The sequence below is a fragment of the Sphingomonas sp. Leaf62 genome (assembly GCF_001421915.1).
Lineage (GTDB): Bacteria > Pseudomonadota > Alphaproteobacteria > Sphingomonadales > Sphingomonadaceae > Sphingomonas.
Map to the genome: position 1 here is coordinate 1 of NZ_LMLN01000011.1, position 23,220 is coordinate 23,220.

The following is a 23,220-nucleotide window of genomic DNA, read 5'->3' on the forward strand; positions in this document are numbered from 1 at the left end:
GTCAGAGCCAGACCGGTTCATCGTCAACCCGATCCACCAGATGCCGGGACTAAACACCTAGGCGATCGGCTCGTCGAACATCAGCGCGCGGACGAACCGCACCGGCGGCGATCCGTGCGAGATCGCGCTATTGTTGTAGCGCATCAGGTCGAACCCGCCGCCCGCGCGCCGTTCGGCCTCGCGGCGCATGTCCATATGCTCGCTATAGCCGACGAAATAGCTGAGCAACTGTGTCGACCCCAGCCGCGCGCGGGTCCATTTGCCGGCAGCCTCACGCTCCTGCTGGAACGCACCTTCCATCATCAGCTTCATCGCCTGTGCTTCGGTCAGCCCCTCGGTATGGATGCCGATGTCGAGCAGCGTGTTGGTGATCGATCGCATCCGCATCTTGAGCACGGTCAGCTTGAACAGCGGATCGCCGTCGAGATAGTCGGCGTCGGCCATCAGCCGTTCGGCATAGACCGCCCAGCCTTCGACGAACGGACCCGACGACAATACCGCGCGCAGCACCGATTTGTTCTCGTTGCTGTGCGCGATCTGAAGATAATGGCCCGGCATCGCCTCATGGATCGACAGGTCGTGGAGCATATAGTCGTTATATTCGCGCAGGAACGAGGTCGTCTGCGCCTCGGTCCAGTCGGCCGGGATCGGCGACACGGCATAGAAGGTGCCGAGATTCTTTTCGAGCGGGCCGGGGCTGTCGCAATAGGCGACGGCGACGCCCTGCTGGAATTTCGGCATCTCGATGATCTGGACCGGGGTGGTCGGGACCCGCACCAGCTTCTTCTCACGCACGAATGCCGTCGCCTGTTCCAGCGTCGCGCGCGCCTTCGACATCACCTGCGACCGGGTCGGGCGGCGGGCGTAGCTCATTTCCAGCGCGGCCTCGATCGCCTTTTGTTGCTGCGCCGGGGTTGGTTTGGCGGGGGTGGCCGGGGCCTTCGGACGGCCGCGCAGTACGATGCGCGCCTGTTCGTACATCTCGGCACGGGTGTCGGCGGCGGCGCGGACGGCGCGGGCCTTGATCTCGGTCCGCGACAGCGGCGACAGGAGTGCGAACTTTACCTTCTGATCGTACAGTTCGGGCGACAGGCGGAACTCGCCCTTGGCGGCGGGCACCAGCACCGTATCGAGCCAGCGCTGCTGTTCGGCGGTTGCGGCCTTCAACGTCGCGACGCCGCGATCGAACTTCGCGCGGTCGCCGCGGTTCAGCGTGGTGCGATGCGGCGCGAGCATCGTCTCGACGATCTGCAGGATGCCGTCATTCTGTTTGGCGACGGTGGTGGCGTAGATGGCGGGAACGCGTTCGGGGACGATGCTGGCGCGCATCTGTGCATACATGGCCGGCACCTGCTCCATCCGCCGCGTCGCCGCGCGCAGCCGCTGCGGCCACGGCGCGAAGTCGCGCGCGGCCAGCGCGTACAGGCCGCCGGAAATGGTGCCGGCCGCGCCCTGCGGGTCCCACGCAAAGGGTTGCAGGACTTCGAGCGTCCACAATTGATAGCGCAGGTCGTTGTCGAGCAGCGCGGCATCGACCTGATCGTCGCGCGACAGCGTGTCGCGCGGGATGGCGTTCAGTTCGAGCAGCGTCGCGCGCAGGAACGCCGCGTCGCGGGCGCGACCGGCGGCGGACAGGTCCTCGACCTCGCTGTCATGGGCGTGATTGCCGAGCGCGGTGGCATAGCCCGGATGCAGCTTCGCCATGCCGTCGAGATAGCGTTTCGACAGCCGCGCGAAATCGCCGGCCGGGCCGCTTTGCGCCAGCGCCGGAAAGCTGCCGGCCAGCGGCGCGAGCGCCATCAGCGCGACGAAATGGCGGCGATCCATGTGGCAATTTCCCCTATATTCTCTGCCGGCCACGCTACCGGGCCGGTGCCGCCGCACAAGCGGATTCAGCGTGCCTCGCGCAGTTCGATCGCACGGGCGAAGACCGCCGCGAACATCTCGGGCGTCAGTCGCCCGGTATTCTGGTTGTAGCGCGAGCAGTGATAGCTATCGATCAGCGTCCGCCCGCCGGGCATGGCATGTTCGGCCAGATGCGCGAACGGCGCCTTGGGCAGGCGACCGCCAAGGACCTTGACCGCCGACTGGTGCGCGATGGCGCCCAGCGCGACGACGACGCGCAGCGACGGCATCGCCGCCAGATCGGCGTCGAGGAACGGGCGGCACGTGCGGATTTCCTCCGGCGACGGCTTGTTCTCGGGCGGCAGGCAGCGGACCGCGTTGATGATCGCGATCCCCCGGGGCACCGGCGCGTCCTCGACCCGGCCACTATAGCTGCCCTCGGCCAGCCCGGCGGCGATCAGCGTGTCCCAGAACAGCGGCCCCGACCGGTCGCCGGTAAACGGCCGGGCGGTGCGGTTGGCACCCTGCAACCCCGGCGCGAGGCCGATGATCGCCAGCCACGGATCGGGATCGGCCAGCACCGGCACCGGCGCGTTCCACCATGTCGGATGTTCGACGCGCAGTTTTTCGCGCAGGTCGACAAGGCGCGGGCAGCGCGGGCAGTCGCGCGACGGCTCGGCAGCGGACGGTTCGGCGGCGGGAGCGGCTTCGAGCGGGTCATGGGCGGCGGCGTCGGGGTGGAGCGGGGCGGGGGTGGTGATTTCCATGTCCGCGCGATAGGCGCGGGCGATGACGACCTCAACCTATGCGATAGCGATCGGATCGAACCGGCGGGGGCGGCATGGCGGTTCGGTCGCCACGATCCGCGCGGCGATCGCGGCGCTGGAGGGGGTAAGCGCGGTCGCGCCGGTCATCGGCAGCGCGCCGCTGGGGCCGTCGCTGCGGCGTTATGCCAACACGGCGGTGCTGATCGACAGCGATCTGTCGCCAGCAGCGCTGCTGATCCGGCTGAAGGCGATCGAGCAGGCGTTCGGGCGGCGGCGCGGACGGCGCTGGGGATCGCGCGTCCTCGACCTCGACATCGTCCTGTGGTCGGGGGGATGCTGGTCGGGGCCGGGGCTGACCGTGCCGCATATCAGCTTTCGCGAGCGCGACTTCGTGCTCGGTCCGCTCGTCCGGATCGCGCGCGACTGGCGCGATCCGGTGAGCGGGCGGACGGTGCGGCAACTCCATCATCTGGTTGACCGCGCCCGCCCGCGAGATTAGGGGACGTCGCTTCGTGGGCCCGTAGCTCAGTTGGTAGAGCAACGGACTTTTAATCTGTAGGTCTCGGGTTCGAATCCCGACGGGCTCACCACCGCACCTTCAGAAATCGAACCGTGCCGTGGCCGAAATGGCGCGGCCGTTGAGCAGGCGTCCGCGCACGATGCCGCTGGTCGGGATGCGATCCTCGTCGATGCCGGTCAGCGCCACCACGTCGAACAGGTTGGTGGCGTTGAGCGACAGCAGCAGCCGGTCGGTCGCATGGACCTGTGCAAAGGCGTTGGTGGTGACATAGCCCGGCATCTTCAGCAGGTTGACGTCCTGCGCGAAGCTGTCGGTGGTGCCGATCAACACCGCGCCTACCGCGAACCGGTCGGTGCTGATCTGCGGCGTCGCCTGAAAGATCAGGCTGGCCTGATGGCGTGGCTTGTTGCCGTTGACGGTCGGATCCACCCGGTCGCGGACGATGGTGGCGTCGGTATAGGTCGCGCCGCCGTTCAGGCTGAACAGCCCCATGCGGAACCCGCCTTCGAATTCCAGACCCTTCGCATTGTAGTCGCGGGCGATCACCGCCCCGGTCGAGGTGTTGATGTTCGAATCCTGCGCGTCGACATGGAAGCCGGTCAGGTTCAGCGTCAGGTTCGGCTGACGGTATTTCACGCCGATCTCGGCCTGCTTGACCGGGTCGTAGGCGGCGGACGGAATGGCGAGCCGCCCGGTCGCATTGTCGATGACCGAACCGAAGGTGATGCGGTCGGCATTGGCCCGCGCGCCATGGCTGTAGCGGGCGAACACCGCCAGCGGCTCGGCGATGCGGAAGTTCACGCCGGTCGAATAGGACAGGTACCGATAGCGATAGTCGACCAGCCCCGGTGCCGTCGGGGTCACGCCGACGCGCTGTTCGGGCGCGGAGATCACGCCGTCGCCATCGATGTCGCGGGCGACCTGTCCGACCCGGCCACCGCCCAGTTCGACGCCGAAGACCTGCCCCCTGGCACTGCCGATGTCGTAGCGCAGGCTGCCGCCGATCGACACGCGGCCGATCTTGTAATTGGCCGACGCGAACGGCGCGTTGACGCTGTAGTTCAGCCGCAGGGTACGGCGCTGCGTGCCCGACAACGGGTTATAGGCATAGATGCCGCCCGCGGTGCGCGCCGCGCCGGTGCTGGTGAACACGTCGAGCAGCTCGGCATCGCCGCCGCCCTTCACCTCGGTAATCGCGGTGCCGTACAGGATCGAGGTGTCGATCGCCTGCCGCGCGGCATAGAAGCCGGCGGTGGTGGTCAGGTCGCCGTCGCCGACCTTCCACACCCGGCTGGCGCGCAGGTCGTTGGTGACGTTACCGACATCGGCCTGCCGCCGGTCGCGGATATTGTAGATGCCGATCAGCCCGTTGCCGTTGAGCGCGGTCGGATCGGCGATCGCCTTGCCGGCGTTCGCGCCGCTGGCGTAGCGGAAGCTGCCGCCGGTCGCGCCGAGCCGGGCGAGGGCCGCCGCCGGGGTCAGGTACAGCGCGGTGAAGGGGCCGACCAGCCCGCCGCTGCGGCTCGACACGCGGAAGCGGTCGATGACCGTCCAGTCGCTGAGCGTCATCGCGGTTTCGACGCCGAATGCCAGTTGCCGGACGTGCTGGCCCTTGCGGATATCCTCGACGATCGGCTGGTTGCGTTCGTCGAGCACGACGAAGGATTGCAGCGCGCGGGTCGACAGCGTGTCGCGGGTCGGATCGAAACCAGCGACGGCGCGAAGTTCGGGGTCGTCGTTGCTGCCCGAAATGCTCAGCGGCACCGAATCATAGGATGGCGAGCGGTCGTCGAGATATTTGCCGTACAACCGGATATAGCCGCCGGCGAATTCGCGGGTGATGTTCGCCTTGATCTGGCCGCCGCGCTGCCCGTCGAAACCGATGCGGCGCACGCCCTCGCCCTGGCGATAGAAGCCGCCGATATGAAAACGGGTCTGCGCGTCGATCCGGCGACCATAGTCGAAATCGGCACGATACTGGTCGAAATCGAGACCCGCGCTCAGCGCCACCGCGCCGCCGTCCCGCTCGCCGGTCTTCGATATGAAGTTGATAATCCCCCCCGGCGCGTTCGACGCAAACGTCGAGGCGGAGCCGCCGCGGATCGCCTCGACCTGCGCGAGGTTCAGATCGACGCGGAGCGCGGTGTCGGCGCTGGCACCGACGATGTCGCCGAACTCCATCACCGGCAGGCCGTCTTCCTGCAACTGGATGAACTTCGCGCCCGAGGACGAAAGCGGCAGGCCGCGAATGGTGATGTTCGAGATGCCGTCGCCGGTCGGCGCCTCCGCCAGCACGCCGGGAATGTCGCGCAGCAATTCGCCGATCGAACGCGGTGCGAGCTTGGCGATCTCGGCTTCGCGCAGGACGCTGGTCGAGGTCGCGCTGTCGAGCCGGTCGCGGCCCTTGGCGACGCCGGTCGTCACGGTATCCGCACCCGCCGGTTGCTGCGGCGGCTCCGCAGGGAGCGCCGGTGCCGCGGCCAATACCCATGCCAGTGCCGTCGTCGACAAACCCAAACCCATCTTCATCCTCCCCGAATGCTATTGATGCGATCTGGCAGGATTTATTTGTTGTTTGGTTAAGAGCGTAATGGATGGAAATATTGGTCATGAAAATCCAGCGGTAACAGGCACGCTTGATCTTGGCAGGGCAAGTCGTTGCCGCGTTAGGAGCTTGTTAGCCATCTTCCCTTATTCTGATCGCGAGAATGGCATTGCGAGACCGGCGTCCTGACCGGTCCGGTCGGTGCCAACGGCCATGAGACCGGCAGAGGGGGATGTGACCGTTGATGCGGGTACAAAGAGCAATGATCCGGTTTCGGGACGGCTCCACCCGCGCGAAGCTGACGATCGCGTTCGGCATCCTGCTGGCGACCGCGATCGCGATGATCGCGCTGGTCGCGCATCAGATTGATTCGATCCAACGTGCAGCGAACCTGAACCAGCAAAGCGCCAAGATCATCCGCCTGTCGCATGTCGCCGAAAAGGGCGTGATCCGCGTCAACTCGCAACTGCGCGGCGTGCTGTTGACCGGCAATTTCGACTATCTCGACACCTATTACGAAGGGCGCGCGCAGTTCGTCGGGTCGATGCGGACCTTGTCGACGCTGGTCGATCGACCGGAACAACGCGCCTTGCTGCGCGACGCGGTTGTCGCCTTTGCCGATTGGAGCCGGCATTACAGCGACCCGCTGGTAACGATGGCGCGGGAGCCGGGCGGGCGGGAACGAGCGGCGCACGTGCTGATCGCGGCCGGTGCAAAGGCGCGCGTCACATACATTAACAAGATGGTCGAAGCGGTACGTGACAGCGAGGAACGGCGCATCGCCATCCGCGCGGCGGAATTGCACGAGACCATGACCCAGGCCTTTGTCGCGCTGGGCGGGGGCGGTATTGGCCTGATGGCGATCGCGGCGGCCATGGGATGGCTGCTGACGCAGTCGATCGCGGTCCCGCTGGCCCGGCTGACCGGCATCGTCGATGCGCTGGCACGGCGCGATTTCGCGGGGAGCGTATCGCCGGAGCATCGCAAGCGGCGCGACGAGATCGGACGGATTGCCCGGTCGCTGGAGGTATTCCGCGTTGCCGGCATCGAGAACGAACGGCTGGAAGCCGAAGCGAGGCGGTTGACCGACGCCCATGCGCGCGACGCCGAGGACGCGGCCCGGCGCGTCCGGATCGATGCCAAGCGCGACCGCGATACCATCCGCATCATCGGCGCGGGGCTGGCAGCGATCGCACGGGGCGACCTGACCTTCCGCCTGCACGCCGGGCTGTCGGGCGATGCGGCGGTGCTGAAACAGGATTATGATTCGGCGCTGGCGCAACTGGGTGGCTTGCTGGCCAGGGTCGACCAAATGGTGCGGGCGGTCGACTGCGAGACTCGCAGCGTCGTCGTCGTCGCGGAACAACTGACCCAGCGGACCATCGAACAGTCGGACGCGATCGGCGTGGTCGGCGATCGATTGACGCAGGTCACGGCCCTGATCGACCGCAACACCGTCGGGGTTCGGCGGGTCGCCGAGGTCGCGCATTCGACCGGGCAGGCCGCCGAACAGTCGCGTCGGACCGTAGCGGAGGCGGTGCGGGCGATGGCACGGATCGACGAGAGTTCGGAACAGATCGGCGCGATCGGCGGGCTGGTCCGGTCGATCGCCGAACAGACGCATCTGCTGGCCCTCAACGCGCAGATGGAGGCGGCCCGCGCCGGCGCGGCGGGCAATGGTTTCGCGGTCGTCGCACGGGAAGTCAGCCAGCTCGCCACGCGGTTGCGGGTGGCGAGTCACGATATTGCCCAGTCGCTGTCCTCCGCCCGGTCCTGCGCGGTCGAGGGCGTCGATCTGGTCGGGGCGGCCAGCGGCAAGCTGGCCCTGATCCTGCGCGATGTGAAGGAGATGTCGACGCTGGTCACCGATTTGGCGGGCGCGGCCGAGCGGCAGGCGCGCGACGTGCAGGACGTGGACGCGCGGATGCGCGACATCGCCGGCGTCACCGAACGCAACGCGGTGGCGGCGGGCGAGGCGGGCGAGACGCTGGCCCGGTTGTTGACCGGGGCCGATGCCCTTGCGCGGTCGCTGGCGCAGTTCCGCATTCCGGGCGCGATCGAACCGGCGGCGTTGCCGGCCGCTGCCTGAAGCAATTTACGCGGCAACGGGCGTCCGTTTCGTCGCGTGCCGCGTTCGTTCGGGCATGATCGATCCGTTGCAGTCCGAACCCCGTCCGTCCCGTCATATGCCATGGAGCATCATCGGCGTCGCGATCGCCGGATGCCTACTGCTGGTCCTGTTCTTTCTGGGAACGCGGGTCGTGGAGGGCGATACCTTTACGCTCGACCGGCGGTTGCTGCTGGCACTGCGCGGGACCGATGGCGCGCCGGTCGGCTCCGCGCGCTTCGCGTCGATGGTGCGCGACGTCACGGCGCTGGGCAGCACGACCGTGCTGACGATCGTCATCGTCTTCGTCACGCTGCTGTTGGCCAGCATGGGGCGGTGGCGCACCGGGGCGCTGGTCGCGCTGGCCTGTACCGGCGGCATGCTCGCCAACGTGGCGCTCAAGCATGGGGTGGCGCGGGCACGGCCCGATCTGGTCCCGCATCTGATGACGGAAACGTCGAACAGTTTCCCCAGCGGCCACGCCGCCAATTCGGCGATCGTCTATCTGACGCTGGCGACGCTGGCATGGCCGTTGTTGCGGCGTCCGGCGGCGCGTGCCTTTGCGATGACCGCGGCGGTGCTGCTGGTCGTCGCGATCGGGGTCAGCCGGGTCTATCTGGGCGTGCATTGGCCCAGCGACGTTCTGGCCGGTTGGCTGTTCGGCGCGCTGTGGGCGATCGGGTGGTGGCGGATCGAGTTGTGGGTGCTGGCCGGCCGGTAACGACGGAAACCTTTGCCACGTCGGGCGCGTGGGCGTAGCGTTAGCGCAAATAATATCGTTCGATGCGATAGACATAGGAGAGAAGCATGACGGCAAGGTTCGCTTTGGTCGCGGCAGCGCTGATATTCGGCGCGGGCGCGGCGCAGGCCCAGACCCCCGGCGGCGCGGCTCCGTCGACCGACGGCCGGTTGGGCAACGATACGTCGCGCAGCGCGACCAGCGATCGCGATCAGCAATTCGCGCTCGACAATCTGCGCGACGAAGCCGGCACGACCACCAACGCCCGACCGACGCGGCGCAACACCAATCGCATGGTTCCGGCCGTCGCCGCCGATCTGCTGGTCGGTGCGAACGTGTATGATTCCTCGGGCGCGGCGCTCGGCACGATCGAGGCGGTGAAGCCCGAGGGTGTCCAGCTGCTGTCGGGCGGTTCGCGGGCGATGATCCCGGCGGACGTGTTCGCGGTCAAGGGCAACCGGCTGATGCTGAACGTGACCAAGGCGGAGTTCGACAAGCAGACCGGCGCGGCGAAATAGGGCGACGGGGCCTGGCGCTGTCCGGCGCCGGGCAGCGGGACCGGCCTATCCGCCCAGTTGCGCCAGCATCGCCTTTGCTGCTGCGGTTTCGGCCTCCTGCTTCGACGTGCCGGTCGCCTCGACCGCGGCGAGTTTGCCGATCGTCACGCGGACGGTGAAGCGCGGCGCGTGGCCGGGGCCGCTCTTGTCGACGATCGCATATTCGGGTGGGCGGCGGTTATGCGCGGCGGCCCATTCCTGCAACGCCGATTTCGGGTGGCGCGGTACGCGCAGCTGCGCATCGATCCTCGACGACCAGAGGCTGCGGACCAGCGCGCGCGCGGCATCGTGGCCGTGGTCGAGATAGAAGGCACCGATCAGCGCCTCCATCACGTCGCCCAGCACATTGTCGCTGTCGCCTGCGCCATCGTCGCGCGCCTGCTTGCCGAGCTTCAGATGCGGAACGACGCCGATCGCCCGCGCGATGTCGGCACAGACCGCGCCGGTGACCAGCGCGTTGAACCGTTTCGACAGCGCGCCCTCGCTTTCGGCGGGAAAGCGTTCGTACAGCCATTCGGCGACCGACAGGCCAAGCACGCGGTCGCCGAGAAACTCGAGCCGCTCATAGGTCGCCTGCGCGGTGCTGCCATGGGTCAGCGCCCGCTGATATTCGTCGATGCGGGTCGGGGCGCGGCCCAGCGCCTGTTCGACCCAGCGGGTCAGGGCGTCGCTCAGAAGCCTTCCCCGATCCGGCTCCACCGTGCCGCCGAAACCCATGTCCATGGCAGCAGCCACTGCGCCGAGCCATCGGTCGAGAAGAAGTTCACGACCGCCTTGCCCTCGATATTCTGGAGCGGCACGATGCCGATCCCGCCGCCTTCGCGCGCGGGGAAGCGGCTGTCGGCGCTGTCGTCGCGATTGTCGCCCATCAGGAACGCGTGGCCGGTCGGCACGGTGAACACGCCGGTATCGTCGGCTTCGGTCGTGCCGAGGTCGAGGACGTTGTAGCTCTTTCCGCCCGGCAGCGTCTCACGGAATTGCGGATAGGCGCAGACCGGCTTTTCGGCGACGACGCGCTGGAATTCATACGCGCAGTCGGTGTTGGGCGACACCGGCACGACGAAATCGGGCATACGCTGCTTCGTAATCGCCTTTCCGTTCAGGAACAGCTGGCCGCCGCGCATCTGCACCGTGTCGCCGGGAATGCCGATCACGCGCTTGATATAATCCTGTCTGGCGGTCGGCGGCGCCTTGAACACCACCACGTCGCCCCGTGCCGGCGTGCGCGGCAGGATGCGGCCCGGGATCAGCGGCAGGTTCCACGGCAGCGAATAGCGCGAATAGCCGTAATTCCATTTGGTGATGAACAGATAGTCGCCGATCAGCAGTCGCGGCTGCATCGACCCCGACGGAATCGAAAAGGGCGAGAACAGGAACGATCGGATGATGAACACCACGATCGCCAGCTTCAGCAGGAAGACCATCAGGTCCGCCCCTTCCGAACGCTTCGGCTTGGAGCTGGCGGGAGTCGCGGGGACGGTGTCGAGAGCCATGCTTCGCCCATGCGGGGGGCGGGGCGGGGCGTCAAGCGGTTGGGTGACGATAGAAGGGTGTGGACCTGCCCCGGTCATCCGCCCTAGGGCAGTCGGCAAGTCAACCGACGACAGATGAGGCACGATATGGCGATGCAGGACTGGTCCGCGATCGAAGCGTTGAAGCAAACCGGGCTGACCGAACTGTTCGCGAACGACCCCGACCGTTTGGGCAAGCTGACGCTCGACGTCGGCGGCATCCATTTCGATTTTGCCAAGACGCATCTCGACGATGCCGCGCTCTCGGCCTTTGCCGGGCTGGCGACGACGATGGAACTGGCCGCCAAACGCGACGCACTGTTCAGCGGACAGGTCATTAACGTCACCGAGGGCCGCGCTGCGACCCACACCGCCGAACGTGGCGAGGGCAATCCCGAGGACGTCGCGCAGGCGCGCGCGTTCCAGGCGCGGATGCGGCAGGTGATCGACGCGATCGAGGCCGATGCGTTCGGCCCGGTCCGCCACATCCTGCACGTCGGCATCGGTGGATCGGCGCTCGGCCCCGACCTGATCTTCGACGCGCTGGGTCGCGACGAGGACAAGTACGACGTCGCGATCGTGTCGAACGTCGACGGTTTGGCGATGGAGGAGGCGCTCAAGGGCTTCGATCCGGCCGCCACGCTGCTGGTCATCGCGTCCAAGACCTTCACCACCACCGAGACGATGCTGAACGCCGGGTCGGCGCTGGCATGGATGAGCGAAGGCGGGGTCGAGGACCCCTATGGCCGCGTCATCGCGCTGACCGCCGCGCCGGACAAGGCGGTGGAATGGGGCGTCGACGAAACCCGCGTGCTGCCATTCATGGAGAGTGTCGGCGGACGCTATTCGCTGTGGTCGTCGATCGGCTTTCCGTTCGCGCTGGCGCTGGGCTTCCAGGCCTATGAAGAATTGCTGGAAGGCGCGGCTGAGATGGACCGCCACTTCCGCCTTGCCGACCTTCACGAGAACGCACCGGTCCTCGCTGCCTTTGCCGACCTGTATTATTCGCAGGTGGCAGGGTGCGAGACGCGTGCGACCTTTGCCTATGACGAGCGGCTGCGGCTGCTGCCGTCGTATTTGCAACAGCTCGAAATGGAATCGAACGGCAAGTCGGTGACGGCAGCCGGCGAGCCGCTCGGCCGCAATTCGGCGGCGATCACCTGGGGTGGCGTGGGCACCGATGCACAGCATGCGGTGTTCCAGCTGCTGCATCAGGGGACGCGGATCGTCCCCCTCGAATTCGTCGCGGTGGTAGAGGCGGGCGACACGCTCGACCCCGGCCATCACCGGCAGTTGCTGCTGAATGCGTTCGCACAGGGCGCGGCGTTGATGGCGGGCAAGCATAACGACGATCCGGCGCGCGCCTATGCCGGCGACCGGCCGTCGTCGACGATCCTGTTGCAGGATCTCGACGCCCGCGCACTGGGGGCGCTGATCGCATTCTACGAGGCACGGACCTTCGTGAACGCGGCGCTGCTCGGCATCAATCCGTTCGACCAGTTCGGCGTCGAGCTGGGCAAGGAAATGGCGAAGGCAGCCGATCGCGGTGGTCAGACGTTCGATGCGTCGACCAACGACCTTCTGGCACGGGCAGGACTTGCATGAGCGATTACGAGTACGACCTTTTCGTTATTGGCGCGGGATCGGGCGGTACCCGCGCCGCCCGCGTGTCGGCAGCGCACGGTGCGAAAGTGGCGGTGGCCGAGGAATATCGCGTCGGCGGCACCTGCGTCATTCGCGGCTGCGTTCCGAAGAAGCTGCTGGTGTACGGCGCGCATTTCGCCGAGGATCTGCGCGATGCGAACGCGTTCGGATGGGACGTGCCGGCGCAGTGCAACTTCAGCTGGCAACGGCTGCGCGACAATGTGCTGAGCGAGGTCGACCGGATCAACGGCGCCTATACGGCCACGCTGGAAAATCACGGCGTCGAGATCATCCATGAGCGCGCGACCGTCACCGGCCCGCATTCGGTGAAGCTGGCGAGCGGGCGCGAAGTGACCGCCGAACGCATCCTGATCGCGGTGGGTGCGCGGCCGGCGGTGCCCGATTGCCCGGGTGCCGAACACGGCATCACGTCGAACGAAGCCTTTCATCTCGACGCGATTCCCAAGCGCATCCTGATCGCGGGCGCGGGCTATATCGCCAATGAATTTGCCGGCGTGTTCCACCAGTTCGGCGCACACGTGACCCTGATCAACCGCACCGACGTGATCCTGCGCGGTTACGACGAATCGATCCGCGACCGGTTGCTGCAAATCTCGATGACCAAGGGGATCGAGTTTCGCTTCCACGCCGCGTTCGAGGGGATCGAGAAGGGCGAGGATGGCTGCCTGACGGTCAGGATGTCGGGCCATGAGCCGGTGACGGTCGACATGGTGATGTTCGCGACCGGGCGCGTGCCCAATACCGACGGGTTGGGGCTGGAGTCGGCGGGCGTCACGCTGGACGACAAGGGCGCGGTGCAGGTCGACGATCATGCGCAATCGACCTGTCCGTCGATCTATGCGGTCGGCGACGTGACCAACCGCGTACAGCTGACCCCGGTCGCCATTCGCGAGGGACAGGCGTTCGCCGACCGGACCTATGGCGGCAAGGACGTGACGATCGACTATGACTGCATCCCGGCGGCGGTGTTCAGTCATCCGCCGATGGCGGGCGTCGGCATGACCGAAGGCGAGGCGAAGTCGAAGCTGGGATCGGTCAAGGTCTATCTATCCGACTTCCGCCCGATGAAGAACGTGCTGGCCGGGCGCAACGAACGCGCGCTGTACAAGATGATCTGCGACGACGTGACCGGGCGGATCGTCGGGCTGCACATGATCGGGCCGGATGCGCCGGAGATCTTGCAGGCGGCGGCGATCGCGGTGAAGGCCGGGCTGACCAAGGATCAGTTCGACCAGACCGTGGCGCTGCACCCGACCATGGCCGAAGAACTGGTGCTGATGAAGTAGGGGGCGTTCCGGCTGGGTCCCGGCAAATCCTCCCGGCAAGGGGGAGGGGGACCAGCGAAGCTGGTGGAGGGGGGCGTCCACGTAACGCTACCGTTCCGTATGCGGACAACCCCCTCCACCGTTCTGCGGCCGGTCCCCCTCCCCACGGAGCGGGGAGGAACTTAGCCTTCCGCCAGAATCGCATCGGCCTCGGTCATTCGCTCACCCCCGACGCGCTCGCCGATCACCGTCGTCACCGCGACGTTCATCGTTACATTCCCCAGCGTCCGAACGATATCCGGCAGCGTCTCCACCGCGACCAGCAGCGCCAGTGGTTCGACCGGCACGCCCATCGCCACCGCGATCGGCGCGATCGAGGAGACGAAGCTGATCTGCCCCGGCAAACTCGCCGCGCCCATCGTGGTGATCGCCCCCGCCGCGATCCCCGCCGCGATCTGCCCCGCACCCAGCGGCACGCCGAACACATGCGCGACATAGAGCGCGACGCCGAGGTTCATCGCCGGCCCCGTCGCGCGAAACAGTGCCACCGCCATCGGCAGCACCACGCCCGAGGTCGCAACGGGTACGCCGAGGTCGCCCGACCCCTTGAGCATCGCCGGCAATGACGCGAGCGAGCTTTGCGTCGAGATCGCGACGGCCTGTGCCGGGGCGGTGCCTTTCAGGAAACGGCCGATCGACACCCGTCCGCCGAACCGCGCGAGCGGATAGGCAAGCAGCCAGATCGACAGGCCGACCGCCATCAGCACCAGCACATAATGGACCAGCGCCCCGAACGCCGCGGTGCCGGCGCGCGCGCCCACGACGTACCCCAGGGCGAACACGCCGATCGGTCCCAGCCACAATACCCAGTTGATGACGATCAGCATCGTGTCGGCAATCGCCTGGAACAACCGGACCAGCACATGGCGATTGTCCTGCGGCAACCGGGTCATCGCGAAGCCGAACACTAGCGTGAACAGGATCAGTGGCAGGAACTGGTCGTTCGCCGCTGCCGATACCGGATTGGTCGGCACGATCGCGACGAGGAAATCGGTGAAGGGCGGGACCTTCGCGGCCGGGGCGGCGGTGCCGAAGGTCGCCCGCAGCGCCTGCGCCGCGGTTTCGCCGAGCGGGAAGATATCGAGCAGCGACAGCGTGACCAGCGCCCCCAGTGCCGACGATGTCCACAGGATGATGATGAACAGCAGCAACGACCGCGTCGCGATCCGCCCGGCCCGCGCCGCCTCCGCCGTCTGCGCGATGCCGGTGATGAGCAGCGCCACCACCAGCGGCACGATCGTCATGCGCAGCGCATTCAGCCATGCGGTCCCGATCGGTTCGGCGATGGCGATGCCCGACAGCGCGGTGGCGGGCGATTGCCCGGCCAGCACGATGCCCAGCGCCAGCCCGGCACCCAATCCCGCCAAAATTCGTGTCGCCTGCGACATGCTCGCCCTTTTAACAAAGTGGCGGTAATAGCCGCGCCACGCAAAGGCTCAACCTGAAGGCGTATGAGACGATGGCAAGGAAATATTTCGGGACCGACGGTATACGCGGCCTGACCAACACGCGGCCGATGACCGCCGAAATGGCGATGCGGATCGGCATGGCGGCCGGTGCGCATTTCCGGCGCGGCGATCACCGCCACCGGGTGGTGATCGGTAAGGACACGCGGCTGTCAGGCTATATGCTCGAAAACGCGATGGTCGCGGGCTTCACCTCGGTCGGCATGGACGTGGTGCTGGTCGGGCCGATGCCGACCCCGGCGGTGGCGATGCTGACCCATTCGATGCGCGCCGACATGGGCGTCATGATCTCCGCCAGCCACAATCCGTTCCACGACAATGGCATCAAGCTGTTCGGGCCGGACGGGTACAAGCTGTCCGATGCCGACGAACTGGCGATCGAGGCGTTGATCGACAGCGACGAGATCGAGCTGTCGGCGCCGGGCAATATCGGCCGCGCCAAGCGGATCGAGGACGCGCGCGGCCGCTACATCCACTTCGCCAAGGCGACGTTCCCCGAAAACCTCCGGCTCGACGGGATGAAGCTGGTGCTCGATTGCGCCAATGGTGCGGCGTACAACGTCGCACCTGCTGCCCTGTGGGAATTGGGGGCGGAGGTGATCGCGATCGGCGTGACGCCGGATGGCAAGAACATCAACGACGGCGTCGGATCGACCGCGCCGCAACTGCTTTCCGAAACGGTCGTGGCATCGGGTGCGCAGATCGGCATCGCGCTGGACGGGGATGCCGACCGTCTTATCGTTGTCGATGAAGCGGGCCGAGTGATCGATGGCGACCAGTTGATGGCGACGATCGCCGCCAGCTGGGCACGCGCCGGGCGGCTGAAGGGCGGCGGGCTGGTCGCGACGGTCATGTCGAATCTGGGGCTGGAGCGGCATCTGTCGGCGCAGGGGCTGGGGCTGGTCCGCACCGCGGTCGGCGACCGGCACGTCCTCGAAAAGATGCGGACGTCGGGCTATAATGTCGGCGGCGAACAGTCGGGGCATATCATCCTGTCCGACTATGCGACGACCGGCGACGGGCTGGTCGCGGCGTTGCAGGTGCTGGCCGAAGTGCAACGCGCCGGGGCGCCGGCCAGCGAAGTGCTGCACCGGTTCGACCCGTTGCCGCAATTGCTCAAGAATGTCCGCTTTGCCGGCGGCAAGCCGCTCGACGATCCGCGCGTCAGGGATGTCGTGGCGGGGGTCGAGGCCGAACTGGCCGGGCGCGGGCGGCTGGTGCTGCGGGCTTCGGGGACCGAGCCGGTGATCCGGGTCATGGCCGAGGGTGACGATGCCGGGCATGTCGAACAGGTCGTCGATCGCATCTGCGACGCGGTGCGGCAGGCGGCGGCCTGATGCTGGACATGAAGCCCGCGTGCGAACGCTGCGCCGCGCCGTTGCCGGCCGCAGCGCACGGCGCGTTCATCTGTTCGCGCGAATGCACCTTTTGCGCCGATTGCGCGGACGAACTGGATGAGGTGTGCCCGAACTGCAAAGGCGAGTTGGTCGACCGACCGACGCGCCGCAAATAATCCTCCCCGGCACGGGGAGGGGGACCGTCCGCAGGACGGTGGAGGGGGACGTCGGCACACGGGCCGGTAGCGTTGCGTGGCACNCTCCCCGCAGGCGGGGAGGACTTTTAACGGCTCCTTACCGCTGCTAACGCCAACCCCATGACCACACCCCGCATTCTGATCGTCGCCGGCTCCGACTCCGGCGGGGGCGCCGGTATCCAGGCGGATATCAAGACCGCGACGATGCTCGGCTGCCACGCCATGACCGCGATCACTGCGATCACCGCGCAGAACACGCTGGGCGTCGATGCCGTCCATGCCGTCCCGACCGACATGGTCATGGCGCAGATCGATGCGGTGGTCCGCGATATCGGGGTCGATGCGATCAAGATCGGCATGATCGGATCGGCGCGCACCGCCCATGCGCTGGCCGACCGGTTGCGTGACCTGCCCGGCATTCCTGTCGTCTTCGACCCGGTGATGATCGCGACCAGCGGCGCGCGGCTGGCCGACGAAGCCACGGTCGCGGCGTTCGAACGGCTGATGGCGGTGGCGACGGTAGCGACGCCCAACCTGCCCGAACTGAAGGCGCTGGGCGGGGCCGATGCGGTGCTGGGTCACGGCTGCGCGCTGTTGGAGAAGGGCGGGCATGGCGAGGGCGAAGTCGTGATCGACCGCCTGCACCAGCGCAAACCCGGCACCGCGCCGCTGGTCGAATGGTCGGCACCGCGCGTCGACGGCATGGCGACGCACGGCACTGGCTGTACGCTGTCGACCGCCATCGCGTGCGAACTCGCGAAGGAATGGACGCTGGCCGAAGCGATCGGCCGCGCGCGCAGCTTCGTGCGCATCGCCATGCTGGGGGCCGACGAGCTGGGGCGCGGGGCGGGGCCGATGGCGCAGCAGGGGGTGCGGCTCGACCTCAACCAGTCGCGCTGGTCGCCGATGCTCAATCAGGTGACGGTGCCGGCCAACGACGTGCCGGCCAGCGAGCATTTCTACCGCCTGTTGGGGTTGAAACCCATCGTCCGCTCCAGCCGCCGCTATGCCCGGTTCGAGACCGAGGGCGGGGCGACCTTCTCCATCGAGATGACCGAGGAACGCAAGGTGCCTGCGGTCTATTTCGAGGTCGGCGATCTCGACGTGATCGTCCATTATCTGCGCGGGCAGGGCGTATCGTTCGCGCAGGAGCCGGTCGACCGGCCATGGGGCTGGCGCGAGGCGCGGCTGTTCGATCCGGCGGGTAACGAGGTCTGCCTGTATCAGGCTGGTGAGATGCGGCGTTTTCCGCCATGGCGCATCGCCGATGCCTGACTGGAGCCACGAGGCGCGCCATGTCGGGCCGGTGGCGGGGGTGGACGAAGCGGGTCGCGGCCCGCTGGCCGGACCGGTGGTCGCGGCGGCGGTGGTGCTCGACCGCGATTGCATCCCCGACGGCCTCAACGATTCGAAGCAGTTGAGCGCAAAGCGCCGTGCCGATCTGCATGCCCGGCTGCTCGACTGCGCGACGATCGGCGTCGGGATCGCGACCGTCGAGGAAATCGACCGGTTGAACATCCTGTGGGCGACGATGCTCGCCATGGAACGCGCCGTCGATGCGCTCGGCATGGCGTGTGGTATGGTGCTGGTCGATGGCAATCGCTGTCCCAACTGGTCGTACCCGAGCGTCGCGGTGATCGGCGGCGATGCGATCAGCCTGTCGATCGCGGCAGCGTCGATCGTCGCCAAACAGACGCGCGACGCAATGATGATCGCTGCAGACGTGGAGCATCCAGGATACGGATGGGCGTCGAACAAGGGCTATGGCGCGAAGGTGCATCTGGACGCGCTGCGCACGCTGGGGCCGACGCCGCTGCATCGCCGGAGTTTCGCGCCGGTCGCGCAGGCGATGCTGCTTTAATTCCTCCCCGTGCCGGGGAGGATTTGCGACGAACCGTTTCCTACCACATCTTGAGTCCTGTCGACTCCGGCAGACTCAACATCTGCTCTTCCGCGACTCGATTCGTCGCCGGAACGAATCCGGCACGGGACGAGAGTCAAGCATTCCCTCTTGACCGCGACTCGCCGATTCCCCGAAATGGAGCCGATTCAAGGGGGACTGGCGACGATGGTAGCGACGAAAATCCGGGCAAAGGCCCCCGCGACGGTCACGCTGCCGCTCGACCGTATTCTGATGGACGATTGCATCGACGCGATGCGCTCGCTCCCGGCGAACTCGATCGACTGCATCTTCGCCGATCCGCCCTACAATCTGCAACTGGGCGGCGACCTGCTGCGGCCCGATGGCAGCCAGGTCGATGCGGTCGACGACGATTGGGACAAGTTCGACAGCTTCGCCGCCTATGACAAGTTCACCCGCGACTGGCTGACCGAGGCGCGTCGTATCCTGAAGCCCGCCGGTACGATCTGGGTCATCGGCAGCTATCACAATATTTACCGCGTCGGGTCGATCGTGCAGGATCAGGGCTTCTGGATCCTCAACGACATCGTGTGGCGCAAATCGAACCCGATGCCCAATTTCAAGGGCACGCGCTTCACCAACGCGCATGAGACGATGATCTGGGCATCGATGGGTGAGAAGGCGCGCTACACCTTCAACTATCGCCAGATGAAGACGCTGAACGACGAACTGCAGATGCGGTCCGACTGGGAATTTCCGATCTGCGGCGGGCCGGAGCGGCTGCGCAAGGACGGGACCAAGGTCCATCCGACCCAGAAGCCCGAGGCTTTGCTGTACCGCGTGCTGCTGGCATCGACCAATCCCGGCGACGTCGTGCTCGACCCGTTCTTCGGCACCGGCACGACCGGTGCGGTCGCCAAGCGGCTGGGACGGCATTTCATCGGTATCGAGCGCGACGCGACCTATGTCGAGGCGGCGGCGGCGCGGATCGAGGCGGCGCTGCCACTCGACGAATCGGCGATCCGGGCAATGCGCGCGCCGACCAGGCCGCCGCGCGTGGCGTTCGGGGTACTGGTCGAAAACGGCCTGCTGCCCGCCGGGTCGATCGTGACCGACGCGAAGCGCCGGTTCCGCGCGACGGTGCTGGCCGATGGCTCGTTGCTGTCCGATTGCGGTGCGGCCGGGTCGATCCACAAGCTCGGTTCGACGTTGCAACATGCGCCGACGTGCAATGGCTGGACCTTCTGGCATAGCGAGGGGCCGAACGGGCTGACCCCGGTCGATGCGCTGCGCCAGCAATGGCTGCTCGCGACGCAGCCCTGATGTATCTCCGCCCGGTCCGTTTCGTCGATACGCCGGTCGGGTTGCCCGATGGCGGCGCGCTGCGGCTGGCGGGCGGGATGCTGTGGTTCGCCGCCTATGAGGTGCGCGAACGTGGTGGCGAGCGGTCGGTCGTCCCGGTCGAGACGTTCGAACCATGGGTGGCCAGCCTGTCGCCGGCCAAGGCCGAACGGGCGCGGCTGCTGCACCGACGGATCACCTCGCCCCGTGCGCCGCTGATGCTCGGCGACCGCGTGCTGCGCTTCGATCAGCCGCAGGTCATGGCGATCCTGAACGTTACCCCGGACAGTTTTTCCGATGGCGGACGCCATGTCGACGATCCGGCCGGCGCAGCGGCGGTCGGCGTCGCGATGGCGGCGGCGGGGGCGGCGCTGATCGACCTGGGCGGCGAATCGACCAAACCGGGGGCGGCGACGGTATGGGAAGGCGATGAGATCGCCCGCGTCGTGCCGGTCGTGGAGCGGCTGGCGGCGGCGGGGGTCGCGATCTCGGTCGACACGCGCAAGGCGGCGGTGATTGCGGCGACGCTGGCGGCGGGCGCGCATCTGGTCAACGATGTCGCCGCGCTCGCCTATGATCCGCGCGCGCTGGCGGTGGTCGCGGCGAGCTGTTGTCCGGTGGTGCTGATGCATTCGCCCGCCCCGGCACAGGGCCCGCATGGCGGCGACGGCTATCGCGACCCGCTGCTCGACGTGTTCGACTGGCTGGAGGCGCGGGTCGAGGCGGTCGTCGCCGCTGGAGTCGACCGGGCGAAGATCATCGTCGATCCGGGCATCGGCTTCGGCAAGGCACTTTCGGACAATCTGGCGCTGGTGAACGGGCTGGCGCTGTTCCATGGCCTTGGCTGTCCGGTGATGCTGGGTGCCAGTCGCAAGCGGATCATCGGTGCGCTGTCGAACGAGGCACCGGCCGACCAGCGGCTGGGCGGATCGGTCGCGCTGGCGCTGGCCGGGGTCGAGCGCGGCGCGCAGATCGTGCGGGTCCACGACGTGGCGGAAACGGTGCAGGCGATCCGGGTATGGCGCGGCTTGCGCGATGCGGCCTTGGTCGCGCCATAGGGCGTCCGCTATAGGGGCGGGCATGGTTCGCGTTCTCCTGTTGCTCGCCGCGCTCTCGGCGCTGTTCGCCGATACGGCCCATGCCCAGCAGAACGGCTTCGATCTGGCCGGTCCCGACGTGTCGGTCATGGTCCGGCGGGGCGACGTCGACCTGCCGGTCGCGGCGGTTCCGGCGCTGCGCGGGGGCGATACGCTGACGGCGAAGGCGTTGCTGCCTGCCGATCAATCGGCGCGCTATCTGCTGGTCGTCGCTTTCCTGCGCGGGGCGACCAATCCGCCGCCCAAGGACTGGTTCACGTCGGTCGAGACGTGGAACAAGAAGAAGAACGTCCTGACCGTGACGGTGCCCGAGGGTGCCGAGCAGGTGCTGTTGTTCCTCGCCCCCGAAGCGGGCGGCGGCTTTTCGGCGGTGCGCGGCGCGGTGCGCGGGCGGCCGGGCGTGTTCGTACGCGCGGCGCAGGATCTGTATCAGGCGTCGCTCGACCGGCAGCGGCTGGATGCGTTCGTCGGCGCGATCGGCCGGATCGGAGAGCGCGCGCCCGAACGGCTGGCCACCGCCGCGCCGGTGCTGGCCGATGCGCTGCGGATCAAGCTGAACGCCGACTGCCTGCTGCGCCAGCGCGCGTTGCAGGCGGCGTGCCTGACCCAGCAGCGCGACTCGCTGGTGTTGCAGGCGCAGCGCGGCGCGACGCTGACCGAAACGCTCACCGGCACCCCGGTCGACCTTGCGTACCGCGTGGCGGCGACGCGCGAGGGCGGGGCAGGCTATTACAGCCCCTATATCGGGCTGGCGCGCGATCTGGCGCGGCTCTTCGGGGCGTTTCGGACCGCGCAATATCAATATCTTCCCGCATTGGCGCTGGGGCAGGGGCAGGCGATCCACCTGCAATTGAACAGCGCCCCGTCTTTCCAGAATCCTCGATCGGTGCTGGTCGCGCCATTGCCGCCGATCGGCGCCGCACCGCCGCCTTTGTGGCGGTCGAGTGCGCCGGGGGCACTCTGTCTGGCAAAGCCCGATCTGGTGCTGCCGATCGATGACGCGTCGCTGCTGTTCGCCACCGATTATGCGCGCGATCTGGTGCTGCGCGTCACCGCCGCCGATGGCCGGGTGTCGACACTGCCGCTGACCGCCGATGCCGAGCGTGGCGGGCTGGTGCTGGCCAATGGCGGGTCGCAGGTGGCGGGGCCGGTGACCGAGGCGGTGGTACAGGGACGCTGGGGCTTCGACGCGTTCAGCGGTCCGCGCGTGCCGGCGCAGCTGGACGGTCCCGGTGCGTGGACCGCGCAGCCCGATGCGACGGTGATCGTCGGGCGCGACCATCCGCTGGTGCTGCGCGGCGGGGCGGCGGCATGCGTCGCCGGGCTGACGCTGCGCGATGCGGGTGGGCTCAGTCGCTCGCTGACGTGGAAGTCGGCCGCGCCCGACGTGCTCGACGTGACGCTGCCCCTCGTCAAGACCCGGCCGGGGACGCTGACGCTGACCGTCGTTCGATTCGGCGCGGTCGCCCCCGATCAGATTGCGCTGACCGGTCGCGCCGAGCCGAGCCGGCTCGATCGGTTCACCATCCATGCCGGCGACCGGGACGGCGTGCTGGAGGGGGCACGGCTCGATCAGGTGACGGGACTGACGCTGGGCGGTACGCGCTTCGCGGCGGGTGCGCTGACGCGGGTCGGGGAGGGCGATCGGCTGACGCTGACCGCCGGGCAGGCGGTGACCGAACCGGCGGACGGCGCGGCGGTGCAACTACGCGATGGTCGTACCGCAACGGTGGCCGTAACGGTCGCGCCGGCACGGCCGGTCGCGACGTTGCTCGACCGGCGTGTCGCCTATGCGCGGCCCGCTGGCGCGTTGCCGATCGACCTGCCCGACGGGCTGGTGCCGACCGGTGCGACGCTCACCTTCTCGACCCGCATCGCCGGTGGTCTCGGCGGCGGCGAGGACGGAATCGAGATTGCGAACGGTGATGTCGCCAGGCGGCTGACCATCGCGTCCGGCGCGGTACAGCGGATCGGCGACGATATCGCGGTGGCGACGATCGCGCCGCAAGCGGCGTTCGGCGCGGGCGCGGCGGGATCGCTGCGCTTCCGGGCATGGCGCGGCGGTGCGGCGGGGGCGTGGCAGCCGCTGGGGACGCTGGTCCGCCTGCCGGTGCTGACAGGCATCGCCTGTCGCGAACGCTGTACGGTGAGCGGCCGCGACCTGTTCGTCGTCGCCGCGATCGGGACGACCCCGGACATGAAGAATGCGACGCCGCTGCCCGCCGGGTTCGTCGGGGGATCGGTCGATGTGCCCGTCACGCAGGACATGCTGACCCTGCGGCTGCACGACGCGCCCGACGCGGTGCTGCGGGTAAAAGTGCCGGCGAAATAAGGGGGAGG

The 23,220-nt window shown here is 67.7% G+C and carries 19 protein-coding genes and 1 tRNA gene; 14 read left to right on the forward strand and 6 right to left on the reverse strand.

Annotated elements, in window-relative coordinates; translation table 11 throughout:
* Positions 1-57: 57 nt before the first annotated feature.
* Positions 58-1,827, reverse strand: a complete 1,770-nt coding sequence (locus ASE91_RS06695) for a DUF885 domain-containing protein (protein ID WP_056624136.1) — start codon at positions 1,825-1,827, stop codon at positions 58-60.
* A 65-nt stretch (positions 1,828-1,892) separates the two neighbouring features.
* Positions 1,893-2,612 (reverse strand): uracil-DNA glycosylase, encoded by a 720-nt coding sequence (locus ASE91_RS06700; protein WP_082453859.1) that lies wholly within the window; start codon positions 2,610-2,612, stop codon positions 1,893-1,895.
* A 22-nt stretch (positions 2,613-2,634) separates the two neighbouring features.
* Between ASE91_RS06700 and folK the strand changes: the two genes are divergently transcribed.
* Positions 2,635-3,111, forward strand: coding sequence for a 2-amino-4-hydroxy-6-hydroxymethyldihydropteridine diphosphokinase (gene folK / locus ASE91_RS06705; protein ID WP_056624139.1), 477 nt, complete (start codon positions 2,635-2,637; stop codon positions 3,109-3,111).
* A gap of 15 nt (positions 3,112-3,126) precedes the next feature.
* Positions 3,127-3,202: transfer RNA gene (locus ASE91_RS06710), tRNA-Lys, on the forward strand.
* A gap of 8 nt (positions 3,203-3,210) precedes the next feature.
* Here ASE91_RS06710 and ASE91_RS06715 read toward each other — a convergent pair.
* Positions 3,211-5,655: a TonB-dependent receptor domain-containing protein gene (locus ASE91_RS06715; protein ID WP_056624251.1), complete on the reverse strand. Its 2,445-nt coding sequence runs from the start codon at positions 5,653-5,655 to the stop codon at positions 3,211-3,213.
* A gap of 284 nt (positions 5,656-5,939) precedes the next feature.
* On the opposite strand from ASE91_RS06715, the gene ASE91_RS06720 reads away from it, so the two are divergent.
* The 3 genes from ASE91_RS06720 to ASE91_RS06730 all read left to right on the forward strand — a co-directional run bounded on the left by ASE91_RS06720 (position 5,940) and on the right by ASE91_RS06730 (position 9,041).
* Positions 5,940-7,766, forward strand: a complete 1,827-nt coding sequence (locus ASE91_RS06720; RefSeq protein WP_056624142.1) for a methyl-accepting chemotaxis protein — start codon at positions 5,940-5,942, stop codon at positions 7,764-7,766.
* A gap of 55 nt (positions 7,767-7,821) precedes the next feature.
* Positions 7,822-8,505, forward strand: a complete 684-nt coding sequence (locus ASE91_RS06725; protein WP_056624146.1) for a phosphatase PAP2 family protein — start codon at positions 7,822-7,824, stop codon at positions 8,503-8,505.
* Positions 8,506-8,591: 86 nt separating this feature from the next.
* Positions 8,592-9,041 carry a hypothetical protein gene (locus ASE91_RS06730; RefSeq protein ID WP_156357708.1) on the forward strand — a complete coding sequence of 150 codons (450 nt, stop codon included), beginning with the start codon at positions 8,592-8,594 and terminating at the stop codon, positions 9,039-9,041.
* A 45-nt stretch (positions 9,042-9,086) separates the two neighbouring features.
* Here ASE91_RS06730 and rnc read toward each other — a convergent pair whose 3' ends face one another.
* Together rnc and lepB are read right to left on the reverse strand one after the other, a co-directional pair.
* Entirely contained in the window at positions 9,087-9,797 is a 711-nt protein-coding gene (rnc, locus tag ASE91_RS06735) for a ribonuclease III (RefSeq protein WP_082453863.1), read from the reverse strand.
* The gene (gene lepB / locus ASE91_RS06740; protein ID WP_056624149.1) at positions 9,752-10,573 is read right to left on the reverse strand and encodes a signal peptidase I; all 822 of its coding nucleotides are present in this window, start codon (positions 10,571-10,573) and stop codon (positions 9,752-9,754) included. The genes rnc and lepB overlap by 46 nt, the downstream gene beginning before the upstream one ends.
* 114 nt (positions 10,574-10,687) lie before the next feature.
* Here lepB and pgi point away from each other — a divergent pair, with 114 nt between their 5' ends.
* Both pgi and gorA read left to right on the forward strand, forming a co-directional pair.
* Positions 10,688-12,196: a glucose-6-phosphate isomerase gene (gene pgi, locus ASE91_RS06745; protein WP_235530365.1), complete on the forward strand. Its 1,509-nt coding sequence runs from the start codon at positions 10,688-10,690 to the stop codon at positions 12,194-12,196.
* Positions 12,193-13,542 carry a glutathione-disulfide reductase gene (gene gorA, locus ASE91_RS06750; RefSeq protein ID WP_055995992.1) on the forward strand — a complete coding sequence of 450 codons (1,350 nt, stop codon included), beginning with the start codon at positions 12,193-12,195 and terminating at the stop codon, positions 13,540-13,542. Before pgi ends, gorA begins: the two co-directional genes overlap by 4 nt.
* 161 nt (positions 13,543-13,703) lie before the next feature.
* Here the strand turns inward: gorA and ASE91_RS06755 are convergent, their stop codons facing one another.
* Positions 13,704-14,969, reverse strand: coding sequence for a dicarboxylate/amino acid:cation symporter (locus ASE91_RS06755; RefSeq protein ID WP_056624152.1), 1,266 nt, complete (start codon positions 14,967-14,969; stop codon positions 13,704-13,706).
* Between the two features lie 71 nt (positions 14,970-15,040).
* On the opposite strand from ASE91_RS06755, the gene glmM reads away from it, so the two are divergent.
* The 7 genes from glmM (at position 15,041) to ASE91_RS06785 (ending at position 23,212) form a co-directional block, all read left to right on the forward strand.
* Complete coding sequence (gene glmM / locus ASE91_RS06760) at positions 15,041-16,384, forward strand: phosphoglucosamine mutase (RefSeq protein WP_056624154.1); 1,344 nt, start codon at positions 15,041-15,043, stop codon at positions 16,382-16,384.
* The gene (locus ASE91_RS18710) at positions 16,384-16,560 is read left to right on the forward strand and encodes a DUF1272 domain-containing protein (protein ID WP_082449364.1); all 177 of its coding nucleotides are present in this window, start codon (positions 16,384-16,386) and stop codon (positions 16,558-16,560) included. The genes glmM and ASE91_RS18710 overlap by 1 nt, the downstream gene beginning before the upstream one ends.
* Before the next feature lie 141 nt (positions 16,561-16,701).
* Positions 16,702-17,856: a bifunctional hydroxymethylpyrimidine kinase/phosphomethylpyrimidine kinase gene (gene thiD / locus ASE91_RS06765; protein ID WP_056624157.1), complete on the forward strand. Its 1,155-nt coding sequence runs from the start codon at positions 16,702-16,704 to the stop codon at positions 17,854-17,856.
* Positions 17,849-18,442, forward strand: a complete 594-nt coding sequence (locus ASE91_RS06770) for a ribonuclease HII (protein ID WP_056624160.1) — start codon at positions 17,849-17,851, stop codon at positions 18,440-18,442. The genes thiD and ASE91_RS06770 overlap by 8 nt, the downstream gene beginning before the upstream one ends.
* Positions 18,443-18,619: 177 nt before the next feature.
* Entirely contained in the window at positions 18,620-19,765 is a 1,146-nt protein-coding gene (locus tag ASE91_RS06775; protein ID WP_082453864.1) for a site-specific DNA-methyltransferase, read from the forward strand.
* A complete protein-coding gene (folP, locus tag ASE91_RS06780) occupies positions 19,741-20,841 on the forward strand; it encodes a dihydropteroate synthase (RefSeq protein WP_235530366.1) in 1,101 nt (366 codons plus the stop codon). The genes ASE91_RS06775 and folP overlap by 25 nt, the downstream gene beginning before the upstream one ends.
* Before the next feature lie 22 nt (positions 20,842-20,863).
* On the forward strand, positions 20,864-23,212 hold the full coding sequence (locus ASE91_RS06785; RefSeq protein WP_056624166.1) for a hypothetical protein: 2,349 nt from the start codon (positions 20,864-20,866) through the stop codon (positions 23,210-23,212).
* The last annotated feature ends 8 nt before the right edge of the window (positions 23,213-23,220 follow it).

What these genes read in the sequence shown, in the direction of transcription:
- ASE91_RS06695 (WP_056624136.1), bottom strand. Translation starts at nt 1,827, where the DNA reads ATGGATCGCCGCCATTTCGTCGCGCTGATGGCGCTCGCGCCGCTGGCC.
- ASE91_RS06700 (WP_082453859.1), bottom strand. Translation starts at nt 2,612, where the DNA reads ATGGAAATCACCACCCCCGCCCCGCTCCACCCCGACGCCGCCGCCCAT.
- folK (WP_056624139.1), top strand. Translation starts at nt 2,635, where the DNA reads ATGACGACCTCAACCTATGCGATAGCGATCGGATCGAACCGGCGGGGG.
- ASE91_RS06715 (WP_056624251.1), bottom strand. Translation starts at nt 5,655, where the DNA reads ATGGGTTTGGGTTTGTCGACGACGGCACTGGCATGGGTATTGGCCGCG.
- ASE91_RS06720 (WP_056624142.1), top strand. Translation starts at nt 5,940, where the DNA reads ATGATCCGGTTTCGGGACGGCTCCACCCGCGCGAAGCTGACGATCGCG.
- ASE91_RS06725 (WP_056624146.1), top strand. Translation starts at nt 7,822, where the DNA reads ATGATCGATCCGTTGCAGTCCGAACCCCGTCCGTCCCGTCATATGCCA.
- ASE91_RS06730 (WP_156357708.1), top strand. Translation starts at nt 8,592, where the DNA reads ATGACGGCAAGGTTCGCTTTGGTCGCGGCAGCGCTGATATTCGGCGCG.
- rnc (WP_082453863.1), bottom strand. Translation starts at nt 9,797, where the DNA reads ATGGGTTTCGGCGGCACGGTGGAGCCGGATCGGGGAAGGCTTCTGAGC.
- lepB (WP_056624149.1), bottom strand. Translation starts at nt 10,573, where the DNA reads ATGGCTCTCGACACCGTCCCCGCGACTCCCGCCAGCTCCAAGCCGAAG.
- pgi (WP_235530365.1), top strand. Translation starts at nt 10,688, where the DNA reads ATGAGGCACGATATGGCGATGCAGGACTGGTCCGCGATCGAAGCGTTG.
- gorA (WP_055995992.1), top strand. Translation starts at nt 12,193, where the DNA reads ATGAGCGATTACGAGTACGACCTTTTCGTTATTGGCGCGGGATCGGGC.
- ASE91_RS06755 (WP_056624152.1), bottom strand. Translation starts at nt 14,969, where the DNA reads ATGTCGCAGGCGACACGAATTTTGGCGGGATTGGGTGCCGGGCTGGCG.
- glmM (WP_056624154.1), top strand. Translation starts at nt 15,041, where the DNA reads ATGGCAAGGAAATATTTCGGGACCGACGGTATACGCGGCCTGACCAAC.
- ASE91_RS18710 (WP_082449364.1), top strand. Translation starts at nt 16,384, where the DNA reads ATGCTGGACATGAAGCCCGCGTGCGAACGCTGCGCCGCGCCGTTGCCG.
- thiD (WP_056624157.1), top strand. Translation starts at nt 16,702, where the DNA reads ATGACCACACCCCGCATTCTGATCGTCGCCGGCTCCGACTCCGGCGGG.
- ASE91_RS06770 (WP_056624160.1), top strand. Translation starts at nt 17,849, where the DNA reads ATGCCTGACTGGAGCCACGAGGCGCGCCATGTCGGGCCGGTGGCGGGG.
- ASE91_RS06775 (WP_082453864.1), top strand. Translation starts at nt 18,620, where the DNA reads ATGGAGCCGATTCAAGGGGGACTGGCGACGATGGTAGCGACGAAAATC.
- folP (WP_235530366.1), top strand. Translation starts at nt 19,741, where the DNA reads ATGGCTGCTCGCGACGCAGCCCTGATGTATCTCCGCCCGGTCCGTTTC.
- ASE91_RS06785 (WP_056624166.1), top strand. Translation starts at nt 20,864, where the DNA reads ATGGTTCGCGTTCTCCTGTTGCTCGCCGCGCTCTCGGCGCTGTTCGCC.